Below are 12,909 nucleotides of genomic sequence, written 5' to 3'. Positions count from 1 at the left end.
ACCGTGACAACCGTGAACAGGCAGGTCCGACTGGCGAAGCGTCCGGTCGGCCGTCCCGACGACTCCACGTGGGAGATCACGTCGGAACCGATACCCGAACCCTCGGACGGCGAATTCACCGTCAAGGTGGACTACGTGTCCCTCGACCCGGCGATGCGCGGGTGGCTCGACGACGTGAAGTCGTACGTGCCGCCGGTGGCGATCGGCGAGGTGATGCGCACCCACGCCGTCGGCCGGGTGGTGGCGTCGAAGAACGCGAAGTTCCCCGAGGGGCAACTCGTGTCCGGGCAGTTCGGCGTGCAGGAGTACGCGCTCTCCGACGGCCGCGGCGCTCTCGCCGTCGACGAGTCGCTCGCCCCGGCGCCGACGTGGCTGGGCGCGCTCGGATTCCCCGGCATGACCGCCTATTTCGGTCTCACCGACGTCGGCAGGCTGGAGAAGGGCGACACCGTGCTCATCTCGGGCGCGGCGGGCGCGGTCGGGAGCATCGCCGGGCAGATCGCCAAGCTGAAGGGCGCCACGGTGATCGGCGTCGCCGGCGGCCCCGAGAAGTGCGCGTGGCTGACCGAGGAACTGGGCTTCGACGCGGCGATCGACTACAAGTCCGAATCGGTCGGCAAGGCGCTGCGCGCCGCCGCACCGGACGGCATCGACATCTACTTCGACAATGTCGGCGGCGAGATCCTCGACGCCGCACTGGCCCGGCTCCGCAAGAACGCCCGGGTCGCGCTGTGCGGCGCGATCTCCGGATACAACGCCACCGACCCGCAGCCCGGGCCGTCGCGGTACCTGTCGCTGCTGGTCAACCGTGCGTCGATGACGGGGTTCATCGTGTTCGACTACCTCGACCGGTTCCCCGAGGGCATGGAGGCGATGTCGGAGTGGATCCGCGCCGGGGAGATCGTGACCCGCGAACAGGTCGAGACCGGGGGTGTCGAGGCGTTCGGCCGCACCCTCAACCTGCTGTTCGACGGCGCCAACACCGGCAAGCTGGTGCTGAAGATCAGCTGAGCGCGAGGTGACGACGATGCCCACCGCCGAGATCCGGCGGTGGGCATCGTCCAAACACCCCCGGCTACCGACTGCCCCTCAGACGCGGTCCGGGATGCGCAGCCCGTTCGTCCACATCCGCGCGAGCCCGGCGGTCAGTTCGTCGAACGTGAGCGATCGCCGCTCGCTGGGTGGCCCGACGAAGTAGCCGTAGGCCATCCTCCCGACCATGGCGGACAACGCCTTCGACGTCAGCATCGGGTCGAGCGACGCGTCGGCGAGACCCCGAGCCTGCAGATCGGCGATCGACCGCGCGTTGCGCCGGTAGAACGTCTCGTCCCGTGAGCGCTCCAGTTCACGGAATGCGGGGTCGACGTGCGCAACCTGCTCGAGCAGGGCCAGCAGACGCGCATTCCGGCGGCACGCGTGCAGGTACGCCCGGATACTTGCCTCCACGACCGCGTGCACGTCGTCCTCGTCCTCCACCCGCCCCATCCCGGGATGCAGGAGGTCGTTCTGCGTCACCTCCACGACCGCCGCGAACACTTCCTCCTTGCCGGCGAAGTAGGTGTAAAAGGAACCGGTCGAGAGTCCGGCCTCCTTGCTGATGTCGACGAGACGGGCGTCGAGGTATCCCTCGCGCTCGAACACCACCCGGGCCGCGGCGACCAGGCGATCGCGGGTGCGGACGCCCCGGGCGGTGACCGGTGGTGTGGGTGCGGTTCGCGGGCGCGACACGTCAGTACGCGTCGACATTCTCGAAGTAGCGCCGGGGCACGTCGACCAGCATCTCGGTAATCATCTTCTCGGTGACGCCTCGCTCGCGGACGTAGGGCAGCACGTCGTTCTCGATGTGCAGGTAGTGCCACTGTGGCAGGGCCGCCATCAGGTTCGGGTCGATCCAGTCGATGTAGCAGGACGCGTCCTGCGACAGAACCATCTGCCCCGCGAATCCCCGGCGGCACATCTCGACGAGCGTGTCGGCGCGCGCTTCGAACGTGGTCTCGAGGTTGATCCCGAACCGGTCCATCCCCAGAATGAAACCGGCCTCGGCGAGGCTGGTCAGGTGGTCGACGTCGGTGCTGTCTCCGCTGTGCCCGAGCACGATCCGGTCGGGCCGCACCCCTTCCTCGTCGCACATCACGCGCCGGACGTGCAGACCGGTCTCGCTGCCGGGGTGGGTGTGCACGGTGATCGGCACTCCGGTGCGCCGATGCGCCTTCGCGACGGCCCGCATCACCCGTTCGACACCCGGTGTCGGCCCCTGGTGGTCGATCGCGCACTTGAGCAGGCCGGCGCGCACCCCTGTGTCGGCGATCCCCTCTTCGATGTCCTTGACGAACATGTCCACCATCGGGTCGGGCACCTCGGCCCCCACCATCGCGTCCAGCGCGGGACCGCGGTAGTGGAAGAAGAACGGCACGTCGTCATAGGTGTACAGCCCTGTCGCCGCAACGATGTTCAGCTCGGGAAGCTGTTCGGCCACCCGCTGGATGCGCGGAATGTACCGGCCGAGGCCGACGACGGTGGGGTCGACGATGGTCCGGACACCCTGCTCCGCCAGTGCGCGCAGCTTGGTGACGGCGTCGGCGACCCGCTCGTCCTCGCTCCCCCACTCGTCCGGGTAGTTCTGCTGCACGTCGGGTGTCAGCACGAACACGTGCTCGTGCATGTATGTGCGTCCGAGTTCGGCGCTGTCGATCGGTCCGCGGACCGTGCTGACCTGACTCATGCAGATTCGCCTCTCCGGGTGTGACCGTCGTCATACCCCCGGGTTCAGCGTAGAGCCAACTTGAACCTGACGTCAACATCTACTGCGGGGTGTGGGTCACCCACCACCGGCCGCGGCCTGGATCGGCGCCATATCGAAGTAGTCGCGCCACGTGGTGATCTTGCCGTCGGTGATCTCGAAGACGCCGACGACGGGCAGTTCGACGACGGTGCCGTTCAGCGTGAAGACGTCGATCCGCTCGTTCATCACCACCCCGCTCGATTCCTCGGCGTTGGGACTCTGACCGCCGTCGGTGACCTGCCGGTGCACGCGGAAGTCGATGCCGCCGAAGGCCGCGGTGAAGCCGGCGACGAACTCGCGGATCGCGTCACGCCCGGTAACGGGTTCCATCGGAATGTTGTGGTAGACAGCGTCTTCCGCGAAGTACTCCGCAATCTTCGCCGGGTCCGGCTCGATCCACTCGGCGCAGAATTGGGTGACCAACTGGTCCGGGGTCATCGGTTCTCCCTCTCGGTCGCGAACGGTTCGATGATGGCCATGACGGACTGGATCGCCCCGGCCGGGATGTCGAAGTGTTCCGTGATCCGGACCGACGTCACCTCGGTGGGTGTGGCCCCGAGGTCGAGCACGAACCGGGCCACCACGTTGTCGCCCCATTCGTGGAAGGAGAGGTCGCGCACGGCCTGGATGGCCTGGTACTGCAGTCCGTTCTCGAGTTCGTCCCGGATGAACTCCCCCGATTCGCCCGTATGCTGCCCGTTCTCCACCCGCCACGCGTTGTCCGCGAGACGCACCTTGGTGGCGTCGTGACTGACCAGTGCGTCGATGTAGGCCCTGGCCATCGCGACGCGTCCGCTGTCGGCCGTGTCGGTGGCATGTCTCGCGATCGCCGCGAGCAGGGGCGCGGCCAGTTCCGGCCGGCAGATCAGCAGGTCGGGGAGGTAGGGGTGGGATTCGTTGTACTCCAACGCGGTTCCGTCGATCCGCGAGCAGTGCAGGCCCGCGGCCGCGGCGACGCCCACGGGGGCCGCCGAATCCCATTCCCACTGCCCGCCCGCGTGGATGTAGGCGTCGACGTCTCCGCGGAGCACCGCCATCGCCTTCGCGCCCGCCGAACCCATGGTGGTGACCTCGGCACCGATGTCCGTCGCGACGGCGTCGACGAACGCAGGCGGCCTGCTGGCCGACACGACGATCCGCGGGCGGGCAGGCAACTGTTCGGCATGGACCGCGTGGCTGTCGTCGTCGCTGGCGTACACGGCGCCCAGTGCCGGTTGCGCGACCGCGGCCGCCGTGATGCCGCGACCCCGCTCCCACAGCGCGACGTGCACCGCCCAGTCCGAGTGCCCGGGCAGTCCGTACTCCTTGGACCCGTCGAGCGGGTCGATGATCCACACCCGTGACCGCTCCAGCCGGGACCGGTCGTCGGCCGACTCCTCGGAGAGGATCGCGTCTTCGGGTCGCTCCGCCGCGAGTTTGCCGAGGATGAACGCATCGGCGGCGATGTCGCCACGCCTGCCGAGTTCACGACCGTCGGCCGATCCCAGTCCCGCGGTGCGGATGTCCAGCAGCAGGGCACCGGCACCGGAGGCGATGTCGGCCGCGAGTCGTGCGTCAGTGGTCACGTGTCAACAATTCCATAATTCTCGCGGCTTGTTCGGTCGGCGTGCCGTCCTCGGGCCGCAGCACGAGTTCGGCGTTCTCGGGCGCCTCGTACGGATCGTCGACCCCGGTGAATCCCGTGATCTCCCCGGCGCGGGCCTTCGCGTACATGCCCTTGGGATCACGTGCCTCGCACTGGTCCACCGGCGTGTCCACGAACACCTCGACGAAGTCGAGCCCGGCTGCCCGATGCTGCTCCCGAACCCGGTCCCGGTCCTCGCGGTACGGGCTGATCAGCGACGCGATCGCAACCACCCCGGAGTCGGCGAGCAGTTGTGCGACGGCGCCGACGCGGCGCACGTTCTCGGCGCGGTCCTGCGCGCTGAACCCGAGGTCGGCGTTGAGGCCGTGCCGCAGGTTGTCGCCGTCGAGCCGGTAGGCGGGCACCCCGGACGCGACCAGGCGGCGCTCGAGTTCCACCGCGACCGTCGACTTCCCCGACGCCGACAGTCCGGTCAGCCACACGGTGCGACCGCGCGTCGCCCGCTCGTCCCGCGCCACGGCCGCGGCGTGCCACACCACCTTCGACCGCGACAGCGTCGGCCCGGTGATCATGCCGGCGGCGACCGTGTTGTGGGTCGACTCGTCGACGAGGATGAAACTGCCCGTCACGTGGTTGCGACGGTACGGGTCGAACATCAGCGGCTGCGACGTTCTCAGCTGCACACGGCCGATCTCGTTGAGCGACAGCGACTGTGCGGACTCGTCGCGGTGCAGGGTGTTCACGTCCAGCCGGTAGTCGAGCCGCGCGATCGACGCCCTGGTGGCGCGGGTGGTGTGCAGCAGCGTGTACCGGGCATCCGGCGTCAGCGCGGACTGTTCGATGAACCAGCAGACCATCGCGTCGAGTTCCTGACCGACGAGCGGACGGTTGTTGGGACGGCACAGCACGTCTCCCCGGCTCACGTCCAGCTGGTCCGCGAGTTGCACGCACACCGCCGACGGCGCGAACGCCTCGTCGAGGCGGGTTCCGCCGGGACCCCAGATGGCGCTGACGGTGGAGGTGAATCCCGACGGCAGCGCCACCACCTCGTCGCCCGGCTTGAACACCCCACTGGCGACCGTCCCCGCGTAGCCGCGAAAATCGTGCAACGCCGAATCCGTCTGGCGCTGCGGCCGGACCACGTACTGCACCGGGAACCGTGCGTCGATCAGGTTGCGGTCGGACGCCACGTGCACCTGCTCGAGGTAGTGCAGCAGCGACGCCCCCTCGTACCAGGGCATGTTGGCGGTGCGTTGCGCGATGTTGTCGCCGCGCAGCGCCGACACCGGGATGAACGTGAGGTCGTGGACCTCGAGTTTGATCGCGAACTGCCGGAATTCCTCCTTGATCTCCTCGAACCGTTCCTCTGACCAGCCGACGAGATCCATCTTGTTGACGCACAGCACGAGGTGCGGAATTCCGAGGAGGCTGGCGATGAAGGCGTGCCGACGCGTCTGCTCCAAGATCCCCTTACGGGCGTCGACGAGGATCAGGGCCAGGTCGGCGGTCGATGCGCCGGTCACCATGTTCCGCGTGTACTGCTCGTGTCCGGGCGTGTCGGCGATGATGAACTTGCGGTGCGGTGTGGCGAAATAGCGGTGCGCGACGTCGATGGTGATGCCCTGCTCGCGTTCGGCACGCAGGCCGTCGGTGAGCAGTGCCAGGTTCGCGTGTTCGTCGCCCCGTTCGCGGCTGGTCCGTTCGACCGCCTCGAGTTGATCCTCGAAGATCGCCTTGGAGTCGTACAGCAGCCTGCCGATGAGCGTGGACTTGCCGTCGTCGACGCTGCCCGCGGTCGCGACCCGGAGTAACTGCGGCATCAGAAGTACCCTTCCTTCTTGCGATCTTCCATGCCCGCCTCGGAGATCCGGTCGTCGGCGCGGGTGGCCCCACGCTCGGTCACCCTGCTCGCGGCAACCTCGGTGACGACGGCCTCGGGGCTCGTCGCCGACGATTCGACGCAGCCCGTGCACGTGGCGTCGCCGACGGTCCGGAAGCGGACGAGGGCCTCGTACGGCTCGTCACCGGGCAGAAGTGTCAGGAACCGGGTGTGCGCCAACAGCATTCCGTCGCGAGGCACGACCTCCCTGCGGTGCGCGTAGTACAGCGGCGGCAGTGCGATCTCCTCCTCGCTGATGTACTGCCAGATGTCGAGTTCGGTCCAGTTGGACAGCGGGAACACCCGGATGTGCTCTCCTTTGCGGTGCCTGCCGTTGTACAGGCTCCACAGTTCCGGGCGCTGCGCCCGCGGATCCCACTGCCCGAACTCGTCCCGGAAGCTGAAGACCCGCTCCTTCGCGCGGGCCTTCTCCTCGTCTCGGCGGGCGCCGCCGAAGATGGCGTCGAACCCGTTGTCGCGGATGCCGCGCAGCAGGGCCGTGGTCTGGAGCCGGTTGCGGCTGGCCCGCGGCCCCGACTCCTCGCTGACCCGGCCCGCGTCGATGTCGTCCTGCACGCTCGACACCACCATCCGCAGGCCGAGGCGTTCGACGGTCCGGTCGCGGAACTCGATGACCTCGTCGAAGTTGTGGCCGGTGTCGACGTGCATGACGGCGAACGGGAGCGGCGCCGGCCAGAACGCCTTGGCGGCCACGTGGAGCATCACCACCGAGTCCTTGCCGCCGGAGAACAGCAGCACCGGACGCTCGAACGTCGCGGCCACTTCTCGGAAGATGTGCACGGCTTCGGCTTCGAGCGCGCCGAGGTGGGACAACTCGTACACGGGCGGTGCGGTCATGGGCGACTCCTCGTCGCGAGTGCCTTACCGGTCACTGGTTCATATTTGGACCAGCCCGGTCGAAAATGAATGCACCTCCGAGAATAGAACGTGTTTCAGATTTTGGTCAATGCCCTGGCCGCCGGTTATCTGGGCCGGCGGCCGCCCACCTCCGTCGTGATCGCGTCCGCCGCCGCCGCGAGGGCCTTGCCGCGTCGCGCGATGTCGGACGGCGCGAGTTCGGCCCCCACGTAGAGGGTGAGGACCATGGCCTGGTGACCTTCGGCGTCGTATGTCGGCGCCGCGATGAGGCTGACGGGGTGGGGCGCAGCGGGGTCCGAGTGTTCGGCGTCGAGATACACCCGCTCCCCCAGGCTCGACACCATCTCGCCGAGCACGTCGCGCAGTTCCGGCGGCAGATCATGGGCGGCGACGCCCGCCATGAGCGTGTGCAGGCGCTGCCCGACCGGAGTGAGCGTCTCGACGAGATATCCGGTGCGGGAGCACTCCTCGACCACCGTGCGCAACCGGTCGCGGTCCAGGCGCACCGGCAGCGTCGGTTCCCGCCGCAGCCACGACTGCAGCGCGTCGTCGCCGTCCCACAGCACGTACATCAACCCGACGGGCGGCGCGAACGGGTACATCTCCCCCACCTTGGCGGCGGCCCGCACGCCCGGCGGGCTGGTCAGTTCGAGGACTGCGATGCGGTCGCCGACCACAGCCGACGCCGTGCACGTGGTCCGGAACTCGTCACTGAGCACGGCGAGATGCCTGCGCGCGACGGGCCCGGCCGCGAACCCCTGCTGGGCCGCGCGGCCCGCCGCGATGAGCGCGGGCCCGAGGCCGTACGTCTTCGTGGCCGGATCCCGGACGAGGTAGCCGCCGCGGGCCAGTTCGGTGAGGATGCCCAGGCAGGTCGGCTTGCTGATGTCGAGTTGCCGGGCCAGTTCGGACAGCCCGAACCGGTGCTCCTTGCGGGCCACCAGGAAGTCGAGCACCTGCACCACCCGTTCGGTCGGCGGCGACCGCCGGCCCTGCGCCCGGTCGCGCATCTCGTCCTCGGGCCCCATTGACCACTCCTTAGAACACGTTCTATTGTCGGTTCATCAATGTTCTACCACGCAGGTACATATTTGTACCACCCTCTCGTGAGGAGCACGGTGTGCTGACCGACCCATTCGCCGACGCCATGGCCGAGGCCGAGAAACTGATCGAGAGCGCCCCCCACATCCGCACCGAACAGGATCTGCTGGAGGGCTACCAGTACCTCGCAGGCGGAATCCTCGCCACGACGCACGCGGCCTGGGCCACCGAACGGTCGCACCCGACGTTCATCTCGGGCACCGGACCGTACATGAAGATGGGCCTGGACAACCCGGACACCCTTTACTTCGGTGCGCGGATCGACGACGACGTCGAATACGTGGTCACCGGGCGACGCGGCACCACCGCAGACCTGAGTTTCCAGGTGCTGAGCGGAAACTACACGGCCGCACACGTTCCCGGCAGCGTCACGGCGTTCGACGACCGGGAGATCGACATCGCGCCCGACGGCTCGTTCGAGGTGCGGTTCGGCCCCGGGGAGAGCGCGGGCAGGCGCAACTACTTCACCCTCGCGCCGGGTTCGTCGCAACTGGTGGTCCGGGAGGTGTACAGCGACTGGGGTCAGCGGCGCGGCACCATTCGCATCGCCAGGGCGGATGTGGCCGGTACCGCCCCGGGCCCGCTCACCCGCGAGACCGTGGAGAAGCGGTACGCGCGTGCGGGCAGGGCCCTCGTCGCGCGGGTGAAGACGTGGCTGCAGTTCCCGGAGTGGTTCTACCTGAACCTGCCGGTGAACACGATGACCGAACCGCGACTCACCCCGGGCGGCCTCGCCACCCAGTACTCGTCCGTCGGGCACTACGAACTTGCCGAGGACGAGGCCGTCGTCATCACCGTCCCGAGAGCCGACGTGCCCTACCAGGGTTTTCAGCTCGGCAGCATGTGGTACATCTCCCTCGACTACGTCAACCACCAGACCTCGCTGAACGTCGCGCAGTCGCAGGTGGATCCCGACGACCACATCCGACTCGTCGTCAGCGAGCGCAATCCCGGCGTCGCCAACTGGATCGCCACCGTCGGGCACCTTCGCGGCTACCTGCAATTCCGCTGGCAGCGGGTGTCCCGCGAACTCACCCCGGACGACGGTCCCCGGATCGAGGTCGTGAAGTTCGACGAGATCCATCGAACCCTGCCGTACTACGACTCCAACAAGATCTCCCCCGAGGACTTCGCCGCACGCATCGCCGCACGCCAGGCCGCGGTGGCCGACCGGATGCTCGGATGACCGCCATGACTGCTCCGCAACTCCTGCAGGACAAGATCGTCGTCATCTCCGGCGTCGGACCGGCCCTGGGCCGCACCCTCGCCGTCCGCTGCGCTACCGCCGGCGCCGACGTGGTGCTGGCCGCCCGGACCGCGTCGCGCCTCGACGAGGTGGCCAAGGAGATCGTCGCGGTCGGGCGGCGCGCGGTGACCGTCCCGACCGACATCACCGACCAGGCATCGGCCGAGAACCTGGTGTCCGCGGCCGTCGACGCGTACGGCAAGGTCGACGTCCTGATCAACAACGCGTTCTCGGTTCCGTCGATGAAACCGCTGGCCCGCACCGAGTTCGACCACATCCGTAGCAGTTTCGAGCTGACCGTGCTCGGGGCGTTGCGGTTGACCCAGCTGTTCACTCCGGCACTCGCCGAGGTGAACGGCGCGGTGGTGAACATCAACTCGATGGTGCTGCGACACTCCCAGGAGCGGTACGGCAGCTACAAGATGGCCAAATCCGCCCTGCTCGCGGCGTCGCAGTCGCTCGCCACGGAACTGGGACCACAGGGCATCCGCGTCAATTCCGTTGCCCCCGGCTACATCTGGGGAGACACGTTGAAGCGGTATTTCACGCACCAGGCCGAGAAATACGGGACCACCGTCGAGCAGATCTACGAGCACACCGCCGTGAACACCGATCTGAAACGGCTCCCCACGACCGACGAGGTCGCCGACGCCGTGATCTTCCTGGCTTCCCCGTTGGCGAGCGCCGTGACCGGGCAGTGCCTCGACGTCAACTGCGGCGAATTCCATCACTAGCGAACAGAACCGGAGCATCATGAGCGAGCGCACCACGGTCGGCACCGTCGAGGACCTGCACGCCTCAGCCACCCGGCTGACCGGTCTCACCGACTTCGGGGTGGACGACTACACCGAGGCCCTCGGCGTCCTGCTGGACTCGTATCACACCGACGAGCAGCTGACACCGCTCGGCAGCAAGGTGTCCCGGGTGTTCCTCCGCGGCGCCCTGGTGGCCCGGCTGCTGAGCGAGGCGGCGTGGAAGCAGAACCCTGAGCACGCGGACGTGCGGATCGAGCGACCCATCTTCGTGACCGGTCTTCCCCGCACGGGGACGACCGCGCTGCACCGGCTGCTCACCGCGGACCCGTCGCATCAGGGCCTGGAGATGTGGCTGACCGAGATGCCGCAACCCCGGCCGCCGCGCGAGACCTGGGAATCGAATCCGGTGTTCCAGAAGATCGAGGAGGGCTTCAGCCGTCACCACATCGAACGCCCCGAATTCATGGGCGTGCACTACATGTCGGCGAGCGAGGTCGAGGAGTGCTGGCAACTGCTGCGGCAGACGTTCAAGTCGATCTCCTACGAGTGCCTGGCGTCTCTCCCGACGTATTCCCGCTGGCTCGAGGGCCAAGACTGGACGAACGCGTATCAGCGGCACAAGAAGAACCTGCAGCTGATCGGGCTTCCCGACCGGGACCGCCGCTGGGTGCTGAAGAACCCCAGCCACCTGTTTGCGCTCGACGAACTGCTCGCGGTCTACCCGGACGCGCTGATCGTCCAGACCCACCGGCCGCCGCGCACGATCGTCCCGTCGGTGTGCAGCCTGGCGGAACAGGCGACGGACGGTTGGTCCGAGAAGTTCCGCGGCAGCGTCATCGGGGAGAGCCAACTCGAGTTGTGGGCCCGGGGACTCGAGCAGTTCACCGCGGCCCGCGCGCGGCACGACCCCGCCCAGTTCATCGACGTCGACTACCGGGATTTCGTGGCGGATCCGATCGGCACCGTCGAGGGGGTCTACACGCACTTCGGGCTCGATCTCGGCGGGCCCGCCCGGGCGGCGATGGAGGCGATGCACGCCGAGAGCCGCAGCGGCGACCGCCGCCCCTCGCACAAGTACACGCTCGAGGAGTTCGGGCTGACGGCCGAGCAGGTGGACGAGCGATTCGCCAACTACCAGTTCAGCGCTACCAGCTGACCGGATAGTCGAGGATCGACGACGCCGCCCGCGCCGCGATCAGCGGCCTGGGCGAGAGCGGCAGGTGGACGACCGGGGGCGGCGGCAGTTCGGGCTGGGGCTCGGGTCGGCGATCCTGTTCGGGTGCCGGTTCCGGTTCGGGCTCCGGTTCCGGTTCGGGCTCCGGTTCCGGCGACCACGTCGTACCGCTGTCGAGGTCGAGGGCGTCGAGCAGCGGTATCAACTCGGCGGCGATCCGGTCTCCCACCTCGGTGAACGCCGACTCGGCCAGACCCACCGGGTCGCTGATGTTCGGCTCGTCGACCGTCCCGTAGTCGCGGCGGGCGACGGCGAGTTCGGCGACGGTGCGGGCCCCGGTTGCGGCGGCGATCCTGCGTGCTTCCCGCAGGGTGAACGTGCAGTGGCTCGTCCCGAGGAGCAGTTCCATCGAACGGTCCCGGATCTGCTCGGTCATCGCGAGGACGAGGTCGGCGCGTTTGATCATCTCGGGCCGCAGGCGGCGCGCCCGGAAGCCGTCGGCGCTGGCGCCGAGACCCTCGACGACGCGGGCGGCGACGGGTTCGATCGGAAAGCCCACGAGGGCGCGGACGCCGGCGCTCTCCGCGGTCAGGTGCGGCAGATCGCGGGCGAGCGCGTACGCGTGTGTCAGCCGCTCTGCGATCGGCGAGCGGCAGACGTTCCCGCTACAGACGAACAGAACGTGCATGAGGCAACCCTAACCAGCGACTTCGCCTACGAGCGAGTCCGATTCCACTGTCCGAGCGGTCTGTTCTTACAGTTCATCTGCACGTGGCGGGTCGTTCATCTGCCCGACTCCTCGCGGTCACCTCGATTGACGAACACCTGGCGCCCCCACGTCTGCCCACAGCAGACAATTGGCGGTCCGGCGCCGGCGCGGCGGTAGTACTGGAGACATGACCACAGCTGCGCTACCCGACCTGAACTACCGCGACCTGTTGGCGGACAGACTGTTTCGCCAGCGCACGATCCTTCTCACCGGCGAGGTCGACGACGCCATGGCCGAGCGGGCCTGCTCCGAACTGGTGCTTCTCGCGGCCGCCGATCCCAAACGCGACATCGTCCTGTACATCAATTCGCCGGGCGGTTCCGTCTTCGCAGGCCTGGCCATCTACGACACGATGAAACTCGTCCCCAACGACGTGGTGACCGTGGCCATGGGTTTCGCCGCCAGCATGGGGCAGGTGCTGCTGTGCTCGGGAACCCACGGCAAGCGGATCAGCCTGGCGCACAGCCGCATCATGATGCACCAGCCCTCGGCGGGCATCGGCGGCACGGCCGTCGACATCGCCATCCAGGCCGAGAGCCTCGAACGGATGAAACGACAGTCGCAGGAGATCCTGGCCGCGGAGACGGGGCATCCGGTCGAGCAGATCGCCGAGGACAGCGACCGGGATCGGTGGTTCACCGCCGACGAGGCCCGCGACTACGGGATCGTCGACCGCGTCGTGTCCTCGTTCGCGGAAATAGCGCCGCACACCACCACCCCGAGAATTGGATTGTGAAGC

At 68.1% G+C, this 12,909-nt stretch carries 13 protein-coding genes; 5 read left to right on the top strand and 8 right to left on the bottom strand.

The genetic code is table 11. From position 1 onward, the window contains the following. The first annotated feature begins 3 nt into the window (after nucleotides 1–3). Nucleotides 4–1,011, top strand: a complete 1,008-nt coding sequence (locus tag CA951_RS18945) for an NADP-dependent oxidoreductase (RefSeq protein ID WP_087558353.1) — start codon at nucleotides 4–6, stop codon at nucleotides 1,009–1,011. 78 nt (nucleotides 1,012–1,089) lie between these two features. Here the strand turns inward: CA951_RS18945 and CA951_RS18940 are convergent, their stop codons facing one another. The 7 genes from CA951_RS18940 to CA951_RS18910 form a co-directional block, all read right to left on the bottom strand. Continuing rightward, nucleotides 1,090–1,728, bottom strand: coding sequence for a TetR/AcrR family transcriptional regulator (locus tag CA951_RS18940; protein ID WP_087558302.1), 639 nt, complete (start codon nucleotides 1,726–1,728; stop codon nucleotides 1,090–1,092). A gap of 1 nt (nucleotide 1,729) precedes the next feature. Further along, entirely contained in the window at nucleotides 1,730–2,722 is a 993-nt protein-coding gene (locus CA951_RS18935) for a phosphotriesterase (RefSeq protein WP_087558301.1), read from the bottom strand. Between the two features lie 96 nt (nucleotides 2,723–2,818). After that, nucleotides 2,819–3,220, bottom strand: coding sequence for a nuclear transport factor 2 family protein (locus CA951_RS18930; RefSeq protein ID WP_087558300.1), 402 nt, complete (start codon nucleotides 3,218–3,220; stop codon nucleotides 2,819–2,821). Next, nucleotides 3,217–4,347 (bottom strand): 3'(2'),5'-bisphosphate nucleotidase CysQ, encoded by a 1,131-nt coding sequence (locus CA951_RS18925; RefSeq protein ID WP_087558299.1) that lies wholly within the window; start codon nucleotides 4,345–4,347, stop codon nucleotides 3,217–3,219. Before CA951_RS18925 ends, CA951_RS18930 begins: the two co-directional genes overlap by 4 nt. Further along, complete coding sequence (gene cysC, locus CA951_RS18920) at nucleotides 4,337–6,187, bottom strand: adenylyl-sulfate kinase (protein ID WP_087558298.1); 1,851 nt, start codon at nucleotides 6,185–6,187, stop codon at nucleotides 4,337–4,339. The genes CA951_RS18925 and cysC overlap by 11 nt, the downstream gene beginning before the upstream one ends. After that, nucleotides 6,187–7,104: a sulfate adenylyltransferase subunit CysD gene (gene cysD, locus CA951_RS18915; protein WP_087558297.1), complete on the bottom strand. Its 918-nt coding sequence runs from the start codon at nucleotides 7,102–7,104 to the stop codon at nucleotides 6,187–6,189. Before cysD ends, cysC begins: the two co-directional genes overlap by 1 nt. Nucleotides 7,105–7,229: 125 nt before the next feature. Further along, nucleotides 7,230–8,153 (bottom strand): helix-turn-helix domain-containing protein, encoded by a 924-nt coding sequence (locus CA951_RS18910; protein ID WP_087558296.1) that lies wholly within the window; start codon nucleotides 8,151–8,153, stop codon nucleotides 7,230–7,232. A 92-nt stretch (nucleotides 8,154–8,245) separates the two neighbouring features. Between CA951_RS18910 and CA951_RS18905 the strand changes: the two genes are divergently transcribed. From CA951_RS18905 to CA951_RS18895, 3 genes are read left to right on the top strand one after another with little or no spacing between them, the layout of a single operon-like run. Further along, on the top strand, nucleotides 8,246–9,412 hold the full coding sequence (locus tag CA951_RS18905) for a hypothetical protein (RefSeq protein ID WP_087558295.1): 1,167 nt from the start codon (nucleotides 8,246–8,248) through the stop codon (nucleotides 9,410–9,412). A gap of 5 nt (nucleotides 9,413–9,417) precedes the next feature. After that, on the top strand, nucleotides 9,418–10,206 hold the full coding sequence (locus tag CA951_RS18900) for an SDR family oxidoreductase (protein ID WP_087558352.1): 789 nt from the start codon (nucleotides 9,418–9,420) through the stop codon (nucleotides 10,204–10,206). A 19-nt stretch (nucleotides 10,207–10,225) separates the two neighbouring features. After that, nucleotides 10,226–11,383 (top strand): sulfotransferase, encoded by a 1,158-nt coding sequence (locus CA951_RS18895; RefSeq protein WP_087558294.1) that lies wholly within the window; start codon nucleotides 10,226–10,228, stop codon nucleotides 11,381–11,383. Here CA951_RS18895 and CA951_RS18890 read toward each other — a convergent pair. Further along, nucleotides 11,373–12,089 carry a low molecular weight phosphatase family protein gene (locus tag CA951_RS18890; protein WP_087558293.1) on the bottom strand — a complete coding sequence of 239 codons (717 nt, stop codon included), beginning with the start codon at nucleotides 12,087–12,089 and terminating at the stop codon, nucleotides 11,373–11,375. The two genes, CA951_RS18895 and CA951_RS18890, sit on opposite strands and share 11 nt — an antisense overlap. A gap of 208 nt (nucleotides 12,090–12,297) precedes the next feature. Here CA951_RS18890 and CA951_RS18885 point away from each other — a divergent pair, with 208 nt between their 5' ends. Then, nucleotides 12,298–12,906: a ClpP family protease gene (locus CA951_RS18885; protein ID WP_087558292.1), complete on the top strand. Its 609-nt coding sequence runs from the start codon at nucleotides 12,298–12,300 to the stop codon at nucleotides 12,904–12,906. Nucleotides 12,907–12,909: the final 3 nt, after the last annotated feature.

This window comes from Rhodococcus sp. NCIMB 12038, from assembly GCF_002165735.1.
GTDB lineage: Bacteria > Actinomycetota > Actinomycetes > Mycobacteriales > Mycobacteriaceae > Rhodococcus_F.
This window is presented reverse-complemented; position numbering and strand designations above follow the sequence as displayed.

Bases quoted from the DNA above. Each gene is read 5' to 3' on its own strand.
- cysD (WP_087558297.1), bottom strand. From the start codon at position 7,104: ATGACCGCACCGCCCGTGTACGAGTTGTCCCACCTCGGCGCGCTCGAA.
- CA951_RS18930 (WP_087558300.1), bottom strand. From the start codon at position 3,220: ATGACCCCGGACCAGTTGGTCACCCAATTCTGCGCCGAGTGGATCGAG.
- CA951_RS18885 (WP_087558292.1), top strand. From the start codon at position 12,298: ATGACCACAGCTGCGCTACCCGACCTGAACTACCGCGACCTGTTGGCG.
- CA951_RS18910 (WP_087558296.1), bottom strand. From the start codon at position 8,153: ATGGGGCCCGAGGACGAGATGCGCGACCGGGCGCAGGGCCGGCGGTCG.
- cysC (WP_087558298.1), bottom strand. From the start codon at position 6,187: ATGCCGCAGTTACTCCGGGTCGCGACCGCGGGCAGCGTCGACGACGGC.
- CA951_RS18935 (WP_087558301.1), bottom strand. From the start codon at position 2,722: ATGAGTCAGGTCAGCACGGTCCGCGGACCGATCGACAGCGCCGAACTC.
- CA951_RS18895 (WP_087558294.1), top strand. From the start codon at position 10,226: ATGAGCGAGCGCACCACGGTCGGCACCGTCGAGGACCTGCACGCCTCA.
- CA951_RS18900 (WP_087558352.1), top strand. From the start codon at position 9,418: ATGACTGCTCCGCAACTCCTGCAGGACAAGATCGTCGTCATCTCCGGC.
- CA951_RS18890 (WP_087558293.1), bottom strand. From the start codon at position 12,089: ATGCACGTTCTGTTCGTCTGTAGCGGGAACGTCTGCCGCTCGCCGATC.